Here is a 15,985-nt window from a genome sequence, read left to right on the forward strand (position 1 = left end):
CAAGAAAAGGCCCAGAGGTTCGGACTTCCATCCGGTCCCTCAGGACCCAACAGCGTGCATGTGCCAGAAGCCTCACCCCGAACCGTTCCAAACCCGAAGGTCGTACTAAATCCGGAAGTCACCCTCCGACACCTCGTCAAATGTTCCACCCATGAGCTCCGGTCGAGAACATTCGTCTCGAAACCGGCTCTGTCACTCCGAAGAGTGCAGTGCTCCTTAGAAAGGAGGTGATCCAGCCGCACCTTCCGGTACGGCTACCTTGTTACGACTTAGTCCTAATTACCGATCCCACCTTCGACGGCTCCCTCCACAAGGGTTGGGCCACCGGCTTCAGGTGTTACCGACTTTCATGACTTGACGGGCGGTGTGTACAAGACCCGGGAACGTATTCACCGCAGCGTTGCTGATCTGCGATTACTAGCGACTCCGACTTCATGAGGTCGAGTTGCAGACCTCAATCCGAACTGGGACCGGCTTTTTGGGATTCGCTCCACCTCGCGGTATTGCAGCCCTTTGTACCGGCCATTGTAGCATGCGTGAAGCCCAAGACATAAGGGGCATGATGATTTGACGTCATCCCCACCTTCCTCCGAGTTGACCCCGGCAGTATCCCATGAGTTCCCACCATTACGTGCTGGCAACATAGAACGAGGGTTGCGCTCGTTGCGGGACTTAACCCAACATCTCACGACACGAGCTGACGACAACCATGCACCACCTGTTTACGAGTGTCCAAAGAGTTGACCATTTCTGGCCCGTTCTCGTATATGTCAAGCCTTGGTAAGGTTCTTCGCGTTGCATCGAATTAATCCGCATGCTCCGCCGCTTGTGCGGGTCCCCGTCAATTCCTTTGAGTTTTAGCCTTGCGGCCGTACTCCCCAGGCGGGGAACTTAATGCGTTAGCTGCGTCACGGAATCCGTGGAATGGACCCCACAACTAGTTCCCAACGTTTACGGGGTGGACTACCAGGGTATCTAAGCCTGTTTGCTCCCCACCCTTTCGCTCCTCAGCGTCAGTAACGGCCCAGAGATCTGCCTTCGCCATCGGTGTTCCTCCTGATATCTGCGCATTCCACCGCTACACCAGGAATTCCAATCTCCCCTACCGCACTCTAGTCTGCCCGTACCCACTGCAGACCCGAGGTTGAGCCTCGGGATTTCACAGCAGACGCGACAAACCGCCTACGAGCTCTTTACGCCCAATAATTCCGGATAACGCTTGCGCCCTACGTATTACCGCGGCTGCTGGCACGTAGTTAGCCGGCGCTTTTTCTGCAGGTACCGTCACTTTCGCTTCTTCCCTGCTAAAAGAGGTTTACAACCCGAAGGCCGTCATCCCTCACGCGGCGTTGCTGCATCAGGCTTTCGCCCATTGTGCAATATTCCCCACTGCTGCCTCCCGTAGGAGTCTGGGCCGTGTCTCAGTCCCAGTGTGGCCGGTCACCCTCTCAGGCCGGCTACCCGTCGACGCCTTGGTGAGCCATTACCTCACCAACAAGCTGATAGGCCGTGAGCCCATCCCAGACCGAAAAATCTTTCCAACTGCTGACCATGCGATCGCAGCTCATATCCAGTATTAGACGCCGTTTCCAGCGCTTATCCCAGAGTCAGGGGCAGGTTGCTCACGTGTTACTCACCCGTTCGCCACTGATCCACAGAGCAAGCTCTGCTTCACCGTTCGACTTGCATGTGTTAAGCACGCCGCCAGCGTTCATCCTGAGCCAGGATCAAACTCTCCGTAAAAGAAAAATACTGACAACGACCGGAATAGGCCGAAGCAGCGAGTTTGAACTGACCAAAGAGATAAATCATTGCTGACTATCCGTTTGCCGACACCCGAAAGTGCCGGACTTTGATCCAAAGGAATCTCACCTCAGCCGAAGCCGAGATCGAGGTTATTTGGCATTTGACAAGTGCACGCTGTTGAGTTCTCAAGGATCGGATGCTCCCACACCACCCCCGCAAGGGCTTCGTAGTGAGGCAACTTCTCTACCTTAGGACGACGCTCTGAAACCGTCAAACCCGACACGCCGACGATCTCGAGAGATCGTGGAGTTCGGATGACGGCGGAGAGCACGTCCCGATGACCCGTCCTAGACCTGAAGGTCAGACCCAATCGCAGAGCGACTGTTTCTTCTTGGAGGGGGTGGTCCGCCAGCTTGAGGGGGCGGCGGGCTTTTCAGCCTCTCGCTCTTCCCTGTGGGGCGAACAAGTAATAAGTTACGCGGGGATCGGGGACTCGGCAAATCTGCCTCGCATCCCGGGCGTGTCGAGCCCCCGGACCCCTGTCAGCGCTTGTAATTCGGCGCTTCGACGACGATCTGCACGTCGTGCGGGTGGGACTCCTTGAGGCCCGCCGAGGTGATCCGCACGAACTTGCCGCGGGCCTTGAGCTCTTCTACCGTGCGGGCGCCGACGTAGAACATCGACTGACGCAGTCCCCCGACGAGCTGGTACGCGACGGCGGACACCGGTCCGCGGTACGCGACCTGGCCTTCGATGCCCTCGGGAATCAGCTTGTCGTCGCTCGGAACGTCCGCCTGGAAGTAGCGGTCCTTCGAGTAAGACGTCTTCTTGCCCCGCGTCTGGAGCGCACCGAGGGATCCCATCCCCCGGTACAGCTTGAACTGCTTGCCGCCCTGGAACACCACTTCACCCGGGGACTCGTCGGTGCCGGCGAGGAGGGAGCCGAGCATGACGGTGTCCGCACCGGCGACGAGCGCCTTCGCGATGTCACCGGAGTACTGGAGTCCGCCGTCCGCGATGATCGGAACGCCCGCTTCGCGCGCGGCGAGGGATGCCTCGTAGATCGCGGTGACCTGGGGGACTCCGACACCCGCGACGACGCGCGTGGTGCAGATCGAGCCCGGTCCGACGCCGACCTTGACGGCATCCACTCCTGCATCGATGAGAGCCTGCGCACCTTCACGAGTGGCGACGTTGCCGCCGATCACGTCGATGTGCGCGAAGGACTCGTCCGCCTTGATCCGCTTCACCATGTCGATGACTCCGGCGGATTGACCGTTGGCCGTGTCGACGACGATGACGTCGACACCGGCATCCCGCAGCGCCTCGGCCCGTTCCCATGCGTCCCCGAAGAAGCCGATCGCCGCGCCCACGCGGAGCCGACCCTGGTCGTCCTTCGTGGCGAGCGGATACTTCTCGCTCTTGTCGAAGTCCTTGATGGTGATGAGACCGGCGAGCTTGCCGTCGTCGTCGATGAGAGGAAGCTTCTCGACACGGTGATGGGCGAAGAGCGCGATCACCTCGTTGGCGCCGATGCCGACTCGCCCGGTCACGAGACCGTCGACCGTCATGACGTCGCGCACCTTGGTGGTCTGCCGCTCGAACCCGGAGACGAAGCGCATGTCTCGGTTAGTGACGATGCCGACGAGCTTGCCGTCGTCGTCGATGACAGGGAGCCCGGAGATGCGGTACTGCCCGCAAAGCGTGTCGACTTCCTCGATCGTCGCGTCCGGCGTCGTCGTGATCGGGTCCGTGATCATGCCCGACTCGCTGCGCTTGACCTGGTCGACCATCTTCGCCTGATCGGCGATGGAGAGGTTCCGATGGATGATGCCGATGCCGCCCTCGCGTGCGATGGCGATCGCGAGGCGGGCTTCGGTCACGGTGTCCATCGCCGCCGACAGCAGTGGAGTCGCGACCGTGATGCGCCTCGTGACCCGGGAGGAGGTGTCGGCCTCGGACGGGATGACGTCCGTGTGGCCGGGCAGCAGCAGGACGTCGTCGTACGTCAGTCCCACGAATCCGAACGGGTCGTTGTGGTCGCTCATGCGCGCTCCTTCTCGGTCTCGATGATTCTAAGCGTCGGGCGCGTCCGCCGTATTCCTCGCCCGCGCGTCCGAGTTGCGCCGCCGAAACACGCAGGCAACAATCAACCAATACGTTCAGGTGTCGCCGAAGCCACCGAACACTGGTACCCCTCGGCGCGTTCGACCACTCAACTCAGGAGGTGCCAGTGGCGATCACCCCGACGACGCGCACTGTCCGTCGCCCGGGGCGGATGACACATCGCGTGTCCGCCCTCGCCGCGTTACTCTTCGCGGCGATCGTGCTCCTCTGCGCGATGCCCACCGCGGCTTTCGCAGCAGCTCCCGATAATCCGGGAGACGACCAGGAGAAGACCTCGTTCTACTTCGCAGGTGTCATCACCTTCGATGACAAGCCCGTGCCCGACGTGGGCATCTCCGTCGAAGGTGACGGATTCGAGGCATCCACCATCACGACCACGGACGGTCGCTGGCGGCTCTACGTGCCCGAGAAGGCCGCGTACACGCTGACGGTCGACGAGTCGACGCTCCCCGAGGGCGTGATCGTCGAAGGCGACTCCGCCTCGCAGGAGGTGGAATTCGGGCTCACCGGCTCGAAGATCGTCAACCTCTTCCTCGGCGAGGGACAGCGGCAGACCCAGTCGTTCGTCGATCAGCTCGCGTCGCGCCTGTTCAACGGACTGAACTTCGGTCTGCTCCTCGCTCTCGCGGCGATGGGCGCCGCACTCATCTACGGCACGACGGGGCTGTCGAACTTCGCCCACGGCGAGCTCGTCACCTGGGGTGCTCTCATCGCGATGATCTTCAGCACGATGTGGCAACTGCCGCTGTGGCTCGGCATCATCGCGGCGCTCCTGGGAGGTGCGGCGCTGGGGCTCGCCTCGGATGCCGCGATCTGGCGCCCCCTCCGCCGCAGAGGACTGGGGGTGGTGCAGTTGATGATCGTCAGCATCGGCTTCTCGCTCGCGCTCCGCTACACGTACCAGTTCGTCATCGGCGGGTCGACGTACCAGCTGCCCGGCGCCAGCCCCGCCCCGATTCAGCTCGGCCCGATCTCCGTGTCGTACATCGACCTGATCAGCATGGGTGTGAGCATCCTGGTGATCCTCGCCGTCGCGTACTTCCTGCTGGGAACCCGGATCGGCAAGGCGACGCGGGCGATCTCCGACAACCCGCAGCTGGCCGCGGCCTCCGGCATCAACGTGGACCGCGTCGTACGGATCGTCTGGATCCTCGCGGGCGTGCTCGCCGCCCTCTCTGGCGTGCTCTGGGCGTACTTCCGCCCGGGCGTCAAATGGGACATGGGCACGCAGATGCTGCTGCTGATCTTCGCGGCGATCACCCTCGGCGGGCTCGGCACCGCCTTCGGCGCACTCCTCGGATCCCTCATCGTCGGCATCGTCGTGGAGACCTCGACGCTGTGGATCCCCTCAGACCTGAAGTACGCGGGCGCTCTCGTCGTACTCATCCTCATCCTGCTCGTGCGACCACAGGGTCTGCTGGGCCGTAAAGAGAGATTGGGGTAGCCCGTGGACTGGGGTGCCATCGTCGGAAACACGCTCAGCTATCTGCTGAGTCCCATCACCATCGCGTACGCCCTCGCGGCGACCGGCTTGGCCGTGCACTTCGGCTACGCAGGCCTGCTGAACTTCGGCATGGCGGGCTTCATGGCCCTCGGCGGTTACGGCTACGCGATCTCCGTCCTCAGCTTCGGCCTGCCGTGGTGGTTGGGCATGATCATCGGGCTTCTGCTCGCAGCCGTCTTCGCTCTCGTACTGGGTATCCCGACTCTGCGACTGCGGGCCGACTATCTCGCCATCGTGACGATCGCGGCAGCGGAGATCGTTCGACTCCTCTTCACCACGCAGGTGTTCGACGAATACACGAACTCGGCCGACGGTCTCGGCAACTACCACGCCGGATTCCGCGACGCGAACCCGTTCCCGGACGGCACGTACGGCTTCGGACCGTGGACGTTCAACGCCGACGGCCTGTGGATCCGCGTCTTCGGACTCCTGATGCTGGCCATCGCGCTGTTCGTCGTCTGGTCGCTCGTGCGCAGTCCGTGGGGCCGCGTGCTGAAGGGCATCCGCGAGGACGAGGACGCGATCCGCGCCCTCGGCAAGAACGTCTTCGCCTACAAGATGCAGGCGCTCGTCGTGGGTGGCATGATCGGCGCCCTCGGCGGCATCGTCTTCGTGCTGCCGTCGGCGGTGGTCCCTTCGAGCTACACCACGTCGCTCACGTTCTTCCTCTGGACGATCCTGCTACTCGGCGGCGCCGCAACGATCTTCGGCCCGTCGATCGGTGCCGTCCTCTTCTGGATGGTCATGGCGCTGCTCGGCAACATGCTCCCCGAGCTCGCGCAGCAGGGCTTCCTGCCGATGACGAGCATCCAGGCCGGTACCCTGCGCTTCATCCTCGTCGGGGTCGCGCTGATGCTGCTGGTCATCTTCCGGCCGCAGGGCCTTCTCGGCAACAAGAAGGAGATGACCTTTGTCAAGTGATCTGACCCCCGAGAACCCGGCAGCGGCGGCAACGCCGACCGGGTCGGTGCGTCGCCCGAAGACCACCGGTCTGGCCAAGGGCGACAACGTTCCCGGTGTCGCGAAGAACGACCCCATCCTCGTGATCGACGACGTCCAGCGACGCTTCGGCGGACTGACCGCGGTGGATGTCGAGCACCTCGAGATCCCTCGCAACGCGATCACGGCGCTCATCGGACCGAACGGCGCGGGCAAGACCACGCTGTTCAACCTCCTGTGCGGATTCGACAAGCCGAACAGCGGTCGCTGGGCCTACGACGGCAAGAACCTCGCCGGCATCCCGGCCTTCAAGGTGGCCCGGATGGGGCAGGTGCGCACCTTCCAGCTCACCAAGGCACTCGCGCTGCTGACCGTGCTCGAGAACATGAAGCTCGGCGCACCCGGACAACGCGGTGAGAAGTTCTGGCAGAGCTTCGTGCCGAAGCTGTGGCGGACCCAGGAGAAGCAGATCGAGGAGAAGGCGCGCGGCCTCCTCGCGCGGTTCAAGCTCGACGCCAAGGAGAAGGACTTCGCGGCGAGCCTCTCCGGTGGACAGCGAAAGCTGCTCGAGATGGCGAGGGCGCTCATGAGCGACCCGAACCTGGTCATGCTCGACGAGCCCATGGCCGGTGTGAACCCGGCCCTGACGCAGTCGCTCCTCGACCACATCCTCGACCTCAAAGAGCTCGGCATGACCGTTCTCTTCGTCGAGCACGACATGCACATGGTCCGTCACATCGCCGACTGGGTCGTCGTCATGGCCGAAGGCAAGGTCGTCGCCGAAGGTCCGCCGGACACGGTCATGCAGGACAAGGCGGTCATCGACGCCTACCTCGGCAGCCACCAGGACGTCGACCTCGGCGTCGTGACCGGCCGCATTCCGGGAGAGCTGGATGAGTCCGCGCGCGAGATGCTCGCGGAGATCGAAGAAGAGGAGGCGTCCTCGATCGCGGACGCCGAGAAAGAGGACAAATGACCGAGGCATCCGGAGTGGCGTCCCCTCAGGTCGGCGCGGTCGACGACCGCGAGATCGTCGTCGAGGTCCGCGACCTGCTCGCCGGTTACCTGCCGGGCATCAACATCATCAACAACGCGAACCTGGTCGCCCGCAAGGGCGAACTGATCGGGATCATCGGCCCGAACGGTGCCGGCAAGTCGACCCTCCTCAAATCGATCTTCGGCATGGTCAAGGTGCGCGGCGGTGAGATCAACGTCGACGGTGAGAGCATCATCGGCTTGAAGTCGGACAGCCTCGTCCGCCGCGGCGTGGCGTTCGTCCCGCAGACCAACAACGTCTTTCCCTCGCTCTCGATCGAGGAGAACCTGCAGATGGGCCTGTATCAGCGCCCCGGCGCATACAAGGAGCGGCTCGAGTTCGTCACGTCGATCTTCGCCGAGCTGGGTAAGCGTCTGAAGCAGCGGGCGGGCTCGCTCTCGGGCGGTGAGCGTCAGATGGTGGCGATGTCACGGGCGCTCATGATGAACCCCTCCGTGCTCCTCCTGGACGAGCCGAGCGCGGGGCTCTCCCCCGTCCGTCAGGACGACGCATTCATCCGCGTCTCGGACATCAACAAGGCCGGTGTGACGACCATCATGGTCGAGCAGAACGCCCGCCGGTGCCTGCAGATCTGCGACCGGGGCTACGTGCTCGACCAGGGACGCGACGCGTACGAAGGTACCGGCCGCGAGCTGTTGAACGACCCCAAGGTGATCGGCCTCTACCTCGGCACGCTCGGCACCGACTGACCACTGAGACGACGACGCCCCCGCAGCGAAGGCTGAGGGGGCGTCGTCGTCTGCGGGCGGTTTCCGCTGACGGACAGGAAAGAGCACGGCCCCCGGGGATCGCTCCCCGGGGGCCGTTCTCGTGGTGACGCGTATCAGTTGATGCGCGTGTGGGTGTTGTCGGCGCCGTACTGGAAGATGCCGATGGTGGCTTCGGTCGGGTCGCCCTTCTCGTCGAAGGTGATCGGGCCGGAGTAGCCGTCGTAGTTCGCGACGCCGCCGTCGAGGATGATGTCGGCGCACTCTGCGAAGGACGTGCACTTCGTGCCGTCACCGCTGCCACCGGAGACCTCCTGCAGCTTGCCGGCCATCGCGGCGCCGCTGGTGTCGTTCGCGGACAGTGCGGCCAGGGCGAGCAGGACCGCGGCGTCGTACGACTCAGCCGCGTACGACTGGTCCTCGAGCTCGCTGTTTCCGGCACCCGTCCATGCCGCGTTCAGGCGGTCGACGAAGTCGTCCTCGAGCACGGGTCCGGGGGTGGTTCCCTGGGCGCCCTCGAGGGAGACGCTGACGTCCTTGCCCCACTGCTTGAGGTTTCCGTCGACCAGGTAGAAGTTCTTCGCGTCCTGACCGGCGTTGACCAGCAGCGGTGCGATCGTGGCGAATTCGTCGAACGTGATCGCGACGATGGCGTCGGGGTTCTCAGCGGCGACGGTGGCGACCTGAGCGTCGAACGAGGTGTCGCCGGTGTTGAACGAGGCCTCCGCGACGACCTTGCCTCCGGTGCCCTCGAACACCTCCTTGACCACGTTGCGCAGACCCGTGCCGTAGGCGTCGTTGATGTAGATGATGCCGACGGTGCTCTTGCCGTCTTCCGCGATCTTGTTCGCGAGGACCTCGCCCTGCAGCAGGTCGCTCGGCGCGGTGCGCCAGTAGAGGTTGTCGTCGTCCCAGTCGGTGAAGTCCGGCGACGTGTTGGCGGGCGAGAAGGTGATGATGCCCTCGGAGACGTTGTTGTCGAGGAACAGCTTCGTGACACCGGATGCCGCGGCACCGATCATGGCCGAGACGCCCTCGTTCTGCAGGCGGGGAACGGTGGTCTCGTAGGCCTTGTTGTCGGTGTCGCCCGAGTCACCGGCGCTCAGGTCGACCGTGATGCCCTTCTTGGCCTCGTTGATCTCGTTGACGGCGAGGAGCACACCGGCTTCTTCGGGCGGGCCGAGGAAGGCCAGGCTGCCCGTCTGGGGCAGGACCGTGCCGAGCTTGAGCGTGAGTTCGTCGCGCTCGACGGCGGGGCCGTTCGACGCGGACGACGCCGGGGCGGTGGGAGAGCCGGCGCAGCCGGCGAGGACGAGGGCGGTGGCGCTGGCGAGGGCGATGCCGCCCATGGCCTTCGCAACGCGCGATCGGGTGAAGACGGACATTGTGCTCCTTGCTGTGGTGACACGGGTCGAATCGGGCCCGGCCCGGTGTGATCAACCTAGCGGTGAGCCCGTCTCGCGAGTGTTGCCGTTCGTTAACGATGTGTAACGAGGTGGGCACGCTCCCATAACGGTGGCGAAAGCGCCGCCGGACCGGGTCAAACCGGGTCGGGAACGGCCGTCACCGCGCGGGCGCGCTGGCGACGGGAGGCCAGGAGGGAGTCGACGGCGAACACCGCGACGGCGACCCAGACCAGGCCGAACCCGATCCACCGTTCGAACGGCATGGGCTCGTGCAGGATGAGCACACCCGTGAGGAACTGCATGATCGGCGCGATGAACTGGAGGATGCCGACCACGGTCAGCGACGTTCGGCGGGCGCCCGCCGAGAAGAACAGCAGCGGGATCGCGGTGACGGCTCCGGCCAGAAGGAGGAGCACCGTGTGGCCGGTGCCCTCGCGCCCCATCGTGAGCCCCGACGTCACTCCCACCGCGATGAGCTGGATGACGGCGATGGGCACGAGCCAGAAGGATTCGAGCGTGAGGCCGCTGACGGCATCCACCGACGGTCCGATCCGCTTCTTGACGAGACCGTACGTCGCGAAGCTGGCGGCGAGGGTGAGGGCGATCCACGGCACGTTCCCGACCGCGACGATGATGACGACGACGGCGGCGCCCGCGATGCCGACCGCGGTCCACTGCGCGGGACGCAGACGCTCCTTCAAGACGAGCACACCGAGGAGCACCGTCGCGATCGGGTTGATGAAGTAGCCGAGGCTCGTTTCGACGACATGGCCGGTCAGCGTGCCGATGAGGAACACCTGCCAGTTGACGTAGATGAGGAGACCCGCGATGAGGGTCCACAGCATGAGTCGACGGTCGCGGAGGATGACGCGCATCCGTCCCCAGCCGCGCGTGATCGCGATCAGAGCGACGCAGAAGACGAGGCTCAGCACGATGCGCCAGCCGACGACTTCCCACGGCGTCGTGGGGGCGAGGCTGACGAAGTAGAGCGGGAGGAAGCCCCAGAGCACGTATGCCGAGAAGACGAAGATGCCGCCGAGGGACTTCTCGCGGGCGGCATCCTCCGGTGTCATGAGTACGAGCCTACGACGGTCATGACAGATCCGTCAGCACGGCGACTGCCGACGTTCGCGCGGATCCTGCCACGCGGAGCGTCGAGGTGCACGAAACAGGGCCCGGATGCCGAAGCATCCGGGCCCTGTGACAGGTGCTGCGTGTCAGCGGACGACGACCGCGAGGACGTCGCGAGCCGAGAGCACGAGGAACTCGTCGGCGCCGAACTTGACCTCGGTGCCGCCGTACTTGCTGTACAGGACGCGGTCGCCGACGGCGACGTCGAGCGGAACGCGGTTGCCGTTGTCGTCGATGCGGCCGGGGCCGACAGCCACGACCTCGCCCTCCTGGGGCTTCTCCTTGGCGGTGTCAGGGATGACCAGGCCACTTGCGGTGGTCTGCTCGGCCTCGACCTGCTTGATGACGATGCGGTCCTCGAGCGGCTTGATGGAAACCGACACGTTCTACCTCTTTCTTGCTGGTGGGGTCCTGCTTCAAGACTCATCAGCACTCGCTTACCGAGAGTGCTAACGAAAGTCTAGAGCGCGGTTGGCACTCATGCAACGCGAGTGCCAACAGTCGTCCCCGGCCACGAGACGCGGATCCCCTACCCCCTACCCACGCTCGCGCGCCCTATCCCCCTATCTCCGCAACCGACCCCCTCACGACTCGCCGATCCATTCCCGCACCACCACCGGAGGAGTAGGAAGAGGGAGGGGACAGTCGGTGCGACGACGCATCGCAGGTTGGGAAGCACGGAGTGGGACGTGTCGGATCGAGCACTACACGTCGCGGTCGACATCGGCGGCGACCGCGTCACAGCAGCCGCAGGGCGGCCGGACGCCGGGGAGCGTCCCGCGGTCATCCGGCTCGGCCACAGCACCGACGCCGCCTCCTCAGCCGTCTTCATCAGTGACGACGGACCCATGTACGGCGACGCCGCGTCGCGTCGAGCGGCCGCCGCCCCCGACAAAGTCCTCCGCGACTACGCGGCTCGCATCGGAGACGAGGTCCCGCTGACGGTAGGACGTCAGGCGATCCGGGCGGAGGAGGCGTACGTCGGCGTCGTGCAATGGGCCGTCGGAGCCGCCTCGGACGCCGCCGCCGAGGCGCCCGACGGGATCACGGTCATCCTCCCCGCGGCGTGGGGAGACCACCGCCGGCGGAACCTTGCGGACGCACTCCGAGCACACGGCATCCTGGCGCACTTCATGACGACCCCCGAAGCCGTCGCCCACCATCGGATGCGCGCCCTGGGCCGTGAGCATGATCTCTTCGCGCTGTACGACCTGGGGGCGACCTCGTGCGATCTCGCGATCGTCATGGTCGAGGCGCGGACAGTCCGCGTGCTCGCCACCCGTTCGCTCGCTCACTTCGGCGGCGCGGACATCGACGACGCCGTGTTCGCCCACCTCCGGGAGATCGCACCCGCCCTGGACGACGCGGGATGGGTGGGCCTCGCCGCCGCACGCCGCGAGTGCACAGCCGCGAAGGAGGCGCTCTCCTTCGACACCGAGACGGTCCTCCCGATCGCCGTCCCCGCCGGCGAGCACCTCGTGCGGCTCGTCCGGGACGAACTCGAAGCACTCGTCGAGGAGGACGTCCGCGACAGCGTAGCCGCGCTAGAGGACCTGTGCGCCCGCGCGGGCGTGAGTCCGTCGGAGCTGCGGGGAGTCTCGCTCGCCGGCGGCGGTGCACGGATGCCGCGGGTCGCGCAGCTGGTGTCCGAAATCCTGGGGGTCGACGTCGACGAGGACGGCGACCCCCAGAGCCTCGCCGTCCGAGGGGCGGCCGGCTCACCCCTGCCCGCAGGAGAGCCGGACCTGTACGAGAGGGAGCCCCTTCCGGTGGAGCCGGTCCCGCCGCAGCCTCGCAGCGCCCTCGCGCGCGTGATGTCCGCGATGATGCGGGCGCTCCTTCCTCCTCCGCTCCCCGCAGAGACGGCGTCACCTGCTGCGTCGCCCATCCCCGTGGCGACGGCCAGGTCTCGTCGCGACTCCCGAGCGGCGGTGTGACGTGTACCAGGACGCGTGGCCGCACACGGGAGTCGCGCGCACGGCAGCACCGGCGACGACGCGCATCCCGTCGCAGGTGCTCGCGACGGCCCTCGCGGAAACGGCGGTGACGCCGCTCCTGGCGGTGGACCTGCCGATCCGCGGGGTCGTGACGGGTCCGATCGGGTCGGGAAAGACGGCAGCGCTGGCCGCGTTGCGGGCGGAGGTGAACGAGCGCGGGATGCCGCTCGCCGGACGCCCGTCGCAGGTGACGGACGGCGAGGTCCTCGTCGTCGACGACGCCGACGGCCTCGCGGAGGACGAACTCGCCTCGCTCCGCAGGGTCGTCGCGTCGGCGGAGGCCAGCGTCGTGATCTCACACCTGCCGCGGCCGCAGGGGCTGCTGCGCGAGATCATGGGGATCCTCGAGAAGTCCGCGCCTCCCGTACTCCTAGGAGACGTCGCACCCGACCGCATCGTGGAGGCCACCCGCATCCCGCTCTCCTGCTCGACCGCGATCGTGGAGCAGACCGGAGGGCTCACCTGGCTGACGCTCGCCGCCGTGGACGCCCACGACCCGGGGACGTGCGGCGTCGATCCGACTCACCGCGCGCTGTGCGTCGCCCTCCGTGGGGCTGTCGCCCATCGGCTGGAGTGCCTCGACGAGCACCACCGGGCGCTCCTCGAGGCGATGTGCGCACTCCCCGCATCGGAGCTCGCGTCGCAGGCGACGGGGACCGTCACCCTCGACGAGATGGTGACCGACGGATGCGCCGCCGGACTGCTCGCTCCGAACGGCGCGCCGCCGCCGATCGTCCGAGCCGCGGTCCGTGCTCTCACACCCGCGCACCGGGTCCCGGTGGACGCACGGCAGAGCGGGCGGGAGAGCGCGTGGCCGGGGGACGCGGCATCCACTCCGGCCTCGCTCGTCGCCCGAGGCGACCGCGTCCGTGCCGATTCCCCCGCTCACGCACTCGCGCTCTACCGTCAGGCGGCCTCCCTCACGGGGGACGAGGGGGACGTCGCCCTGGCCACCGGCATCGCCGCGGTCGGCGCCGGGGATCTGGATGCCGCCGGTGCCGCGTTCGACGTCCTCGTCCGGCTGCCGGCGCATCCTGATCACGCTGCCGCGTGCGACGCCTCGACGGCCGTCTGGGCGGCTCGCGGGCTCCTCGACGTCGGAGCCGGCTCCGGTTCCGACGCCGTCGGGACGCAGGATCCGGCGGCTCGTTCTCGGCGGGCTCTGGCCGCCGCGGGGAGGGGCACTCGGCCCGAGCCGGCGACGGCGCAGACGACCGAGGCGCCCGACACCCTCGCCGTCGCCTCCGCGGCACTGACGGCGGCTCTGTCCGCCTCGTTCTCGGACCAGGTCCTGGCGGCGGTGGACGACCTCGTCGTCGCGTCGGAGATGTACAGCGCGACGCACGACGACTTCCCGCTCGTGGAACCTCCCGCCGTGGTGGCGGCGGCTGCGGCGGTGTCGATCGGCCGACTCGACCTCGCGGCCGCGACGCTGGACTCGGCGCGCCGACGGCGGCAGGGCGGACCCGCGGCACGGTCGCGCCTCGCGCTCTGGCGCGCCTGGGTCGCGATCCACGCGGCTGATCCCGCCGCGGCATCCGCTCTCCTCAACGAGGCTGCGGCCTCCACCGCCGAGCCGACACCGCGCGATCGGCTGATCCGAGCCGCCTGCGAGACAGCGCTCGCCCGGCGCTACGCGGGCACCGCCGAGCTGACCCTCGCATTCGACACGGCCGCGCGCGAGCTGCACCAGCAGCACGTCGACCTCTTCCTGTTCCCGTTCCTCGGGGAGCTGTGCCTGGCGGCGGCGAGGGTGGACGACTCGGAAGCGGTCGACCGCCACGCGGATGCCGCCTTCGCGACGCTCGCGCAGGCAGGCGATCCTCCGCTGTGGAGTCCGCTCCTGCACTGGAGCGGCATCCAGCGCGGCATCATCGTGGGCCGACCCGATGCGCTGACCCCCCATGCTCACGCCCTGGTCGGCGCAGCGGCCCACAGTCCCTTCGCGGCGCGGATGGCGACCGCCGGCCGGGTGTGGACGGACGTCCTGGCGGGCCGGGTCGATGCAGCGGCGGTGCAGTCCGCCGCCCGCGATCTCGCAGCCCACGGCCTCGCGTGGGACGGCGCCCGCCTCGCCGCGCACGGCGCAGCCCGCACCGAGGATCGATCCGCCTCGGCGCAACTGCTGGCCTGCGCTCGCGACCTGCACCCGATCCACAGCGCCCGTTCCGCTCACGCGACCGATGAACCGGATGAGCTGCCGCAACCCGGCTCGACCCTCAGCGCGCGCGAGTCGGACGTCGCGCGGCTCGTCCTGCAGGGCAAGACCTACATCGAGATCGGTCAATCGCTGTTCATCTCGCCGCGGACTGCCGAGCACCACATCGCACGCATACGTCGCCGGGTCGACGCAACCTCGCGCTCCGATCTGCTCACGAAGCTCCGGGCGATGCTCGGCGACGACGCAGGAACCAGGACCACCAGTCACACCCGGGAGGGCACATGAGTAACGTGATCGCGACGATGGCGAATGCGCTGATCGAATTCATCCTGAGTCTCATTCGAGACCCCGACGTAGCCTCCGAGTTCGAGGCGGACCCGGAGGGCGCCCTCGCCGCCCGCGGCCTGGGCAACGTCGGGTACAACGATCTCTGCGCGGCACTGCCTGTCGTCTACGACAACCCCCAGGTCCTCGTCCACAACGAGCCCGGTCTTCTCCTGCGTCCACCCGCCGATCCCGGTGGCGTGTCCCCCACTCAGGTGGTGCAGCAGCTCCACGAACTCATCACGAACACCTCGTACGTCACGAACAACTCGACCGTGCTCGACCAGTCGGTGAACCAGAACCTCTGGGCTGAAGGCGACATCCTGCAGATCTTCGACAACGAGGCGATCGTCGCGAGCGGCCAGGGCTCGACCGCCGCCGGTCGCGACGTCGTCGATGACGACAGCACCGATGCGTCCACCACCGTCACCGTCGGTGGCGATGCCGTCGTCGACAGCACCGTCGACACCGACACCGCGGTCGGCTCGAACAACGACACGACGGTGACGGGGCCCGTGCCGGACAGCTCGGCACCCGCGACGGGCGGGGACACGACCCCGGCCGGACCGTCGCCGGCAGAGGATGCCGCGAGCGGCGACGACGTGGCCGATCAGCCCGCCGACGTGTCCGCACCGCAGGATGCCATGACCACCGACCAGACCACGGTGGAACCGACCGCGGGGCCGGAGCCGGTCGAGGACGCGGCACCGCCCGCGGAGGATCAACCCGTCGCGGACGAGCCGATGACCCTGACCCCGGTCGACGACGGTCCCGACCCGTACGCCACCGCGGACGACAGCACCGCGCTGTCCGAACCGGTCGCTTTCGACGAACCGACGACGGACTCGGAGTACTGACCGCCGATGACCAGCCCCCAGACGGGCTC

General features: G+C 66.7%; 11 protein-coding genes and 1 rRNA gene. 7 read left to right on the forward strand and 5 right to left on the reverse strand.

What is annotated here, in order from left to right; all coding sequences use genetic code 11:
• Nucleotides 1–220: 220 nt before the first annotated feature.
• Nucleotides 221–1,743: ribosomal RNA gene (locus BBA86_RS06785) — 16S ribosomal RNA — on the reverse strand.
• Nucleotides 1,744–2,288: 545 nt separating this feature from the next.
• On the reverse strand, nt 2,289–3,794 hold the full coding sequence (gene guaB / locus BBA86_RS06790) for an IMP dehydrogenase (RefSeq protein ID WP_065570870.1): 1,506 nt from the start codon (nt 3,792–3,794) through the stop codon (nt 2,289–2,291).
• Nucleotides 3,795–4,024: 230 nt separating this feature from the next.
• Here guaB and BBA86_RS06795 point away from each other — a divergent pair, with 230 nt between their 5' ends.
• Genes BBA86_RS06795 through BBA86_RS06810 form a run of 4 tightly spaced genes read left to right on the forward strand, consistent with a single transcriptional unit; the run spans nt 4,025 to nt 8,062 of the window.
• On the forward strand, nt 4,025–5,317 hold the full coding sequence (locus tag BBA86_RS06795; protein WP_065570871.1) for a branched-chain amino acid ABC transporter permease: 1,293 nt from the start codon (nt 4,025–4,027) through the stop codon (nt 5,315–5,317).
• A gap of 3 nt (nt 5,318–5,320) precedes the next feature.
• Nucleotides 5,321–6,298: a branched-chain amino acid ABC transporter permease gene (locus tag BBA86_RS06800; RefSeq protein WP_065570872.1), complete on the forward strand. Its 978-nt coding sequence runs from the start codon at nt 5,321–5,323 to the stop codon at nt 6,296–6,298.
• A 46-nt stretch (nt 6,299–6,344) separates the two neighbouring features.
• Entirely contained in the window at nt 6,345–7,292 is a 948-nt protein-coding gene (locus BBA86_RS06805) for an ABC transporter ATP-binding protein (protein ID WP_065570873.1), read from the forward strand.
• Complete coding sequence (locus tag BBA86_RS06810; RefSeq protein WP_065570874.1) at nt 7,289–8,062, forward strand: ABC transporter ATP-binding protein; 774 nt, start codon at nt 7,289–7,291, stop codon at nt 8,060–8,062. Before BBA86_RS06805 ends, BBA86_RS06810 begins: the two co-directional genes overlap by 4 nt.
• 134 nt (nt 8,063–8,196) lie before the next feature.
• On the opposite strand, the gene BBA86_RS06815 is transcribed toward BBA86_RS06810, so the two are convergent.
• The 3 genes from BBA86_RS06815 to groES all read right to left on the reverse strand — a co-directional run bounded on the left by BBA86_RS06815 (nt 8,197) and on the right by groES (nt 11,000).
• Complete coding sequence (locus BBA86_RS06815) at nt 8,197–9,465, reverse strand: ABC transporter substrate-binding protein (RefSeq protein ID WP_065570875.1); 1,269 nt, start codon at nt 9,463–9,465, stop codon at nt 8,197–8,199.
• A gap of 155 nt (nt 9,466–9,620) precedes the next feature.
• The gene (gene rarD / locus BBA86_RS06820; RefSeq protein WP_065570876.1) at nt 9,621–10,559 is read right to left on the reverse strand and encodes an EamA family transporter RarD; all 939 of its coding nucleotides are present in this window, start codon (nt 10,557–10,559) and stop codon (nt 9,621–9,623) included.
• Between the two features lie 144 nt (nt 10,560–10,703).
• Nucleotides 10,704–11,000 (reverse strand): co-chaperone GroES, encoded by a 297-nt coding sequence (gene groES / locus BBA86_RS06825; protein ID WP_017203655.1) that lies wholly within the window; start codon nt 10,998–11,000, stop codon nt 10,704–10,706.
• A gap of 306 nt (nt 11,001–11,306) precedes the next feature.
• On the opposite strand from groES, the gene BBA86_RS06830 reads away from it, so the two are divergent.
• The 3 genes from BBA86_RS06830 to BBA86_RS06840 are packed head-to-tail and all read left to right on the forward strand — an operon-like array spanning nt 11,307 to nt 15,956.
• Entirely contained in the window at nt 11,307–12,554 is a 1,248-nt protein-coding gene (locus tag BBA86_RS06830) for an Hsp70 family protein (RefSeq protein WP_065570877.1), read from the forward strand.
• A 1-nt stretch (nt 12,555) separates the two neighbouring features.
• Nucleotides 12,556–15,060, forward strand: a complete 2,505-nt coding sequence (locus BBA86_RS06835; RefSeq protein ID WP_065570878.1) for a helix-turn-helix transcriptional regulator — start codon at nt 12,556–12,558, stop codon at nt 15,058–15,060.
• On the forward strand, nt 15,057–15,956 hold the full coding sequence (locus BBA86_RS06840; protein ID WP_065570879.1) for an IniB N-terminal domain-containing protein: 900 nt from the start codon (nt 15,057–15,059) through the stop codon (nt 15,954–15,956). Before BBA86_RS06835 ends, BBA86_RS06840 begins: the two co-directional genes overlap by 4 nt.
• The last annotated feature ends 29 nt before the right edge of the window (nt 15,957–15,985 follow it).

Source organism: Microbacterium oleivorans (genome assembly GCF_001691565.1).
In the GTDB taxonomy this organism is placed as follows: domain Bacteria; phylum Actinomycetota; class Actinomycetes; order Actinomycetales; family Microbacteriaceae; genus Microbacterium; species Microbacterium oleivorans_B.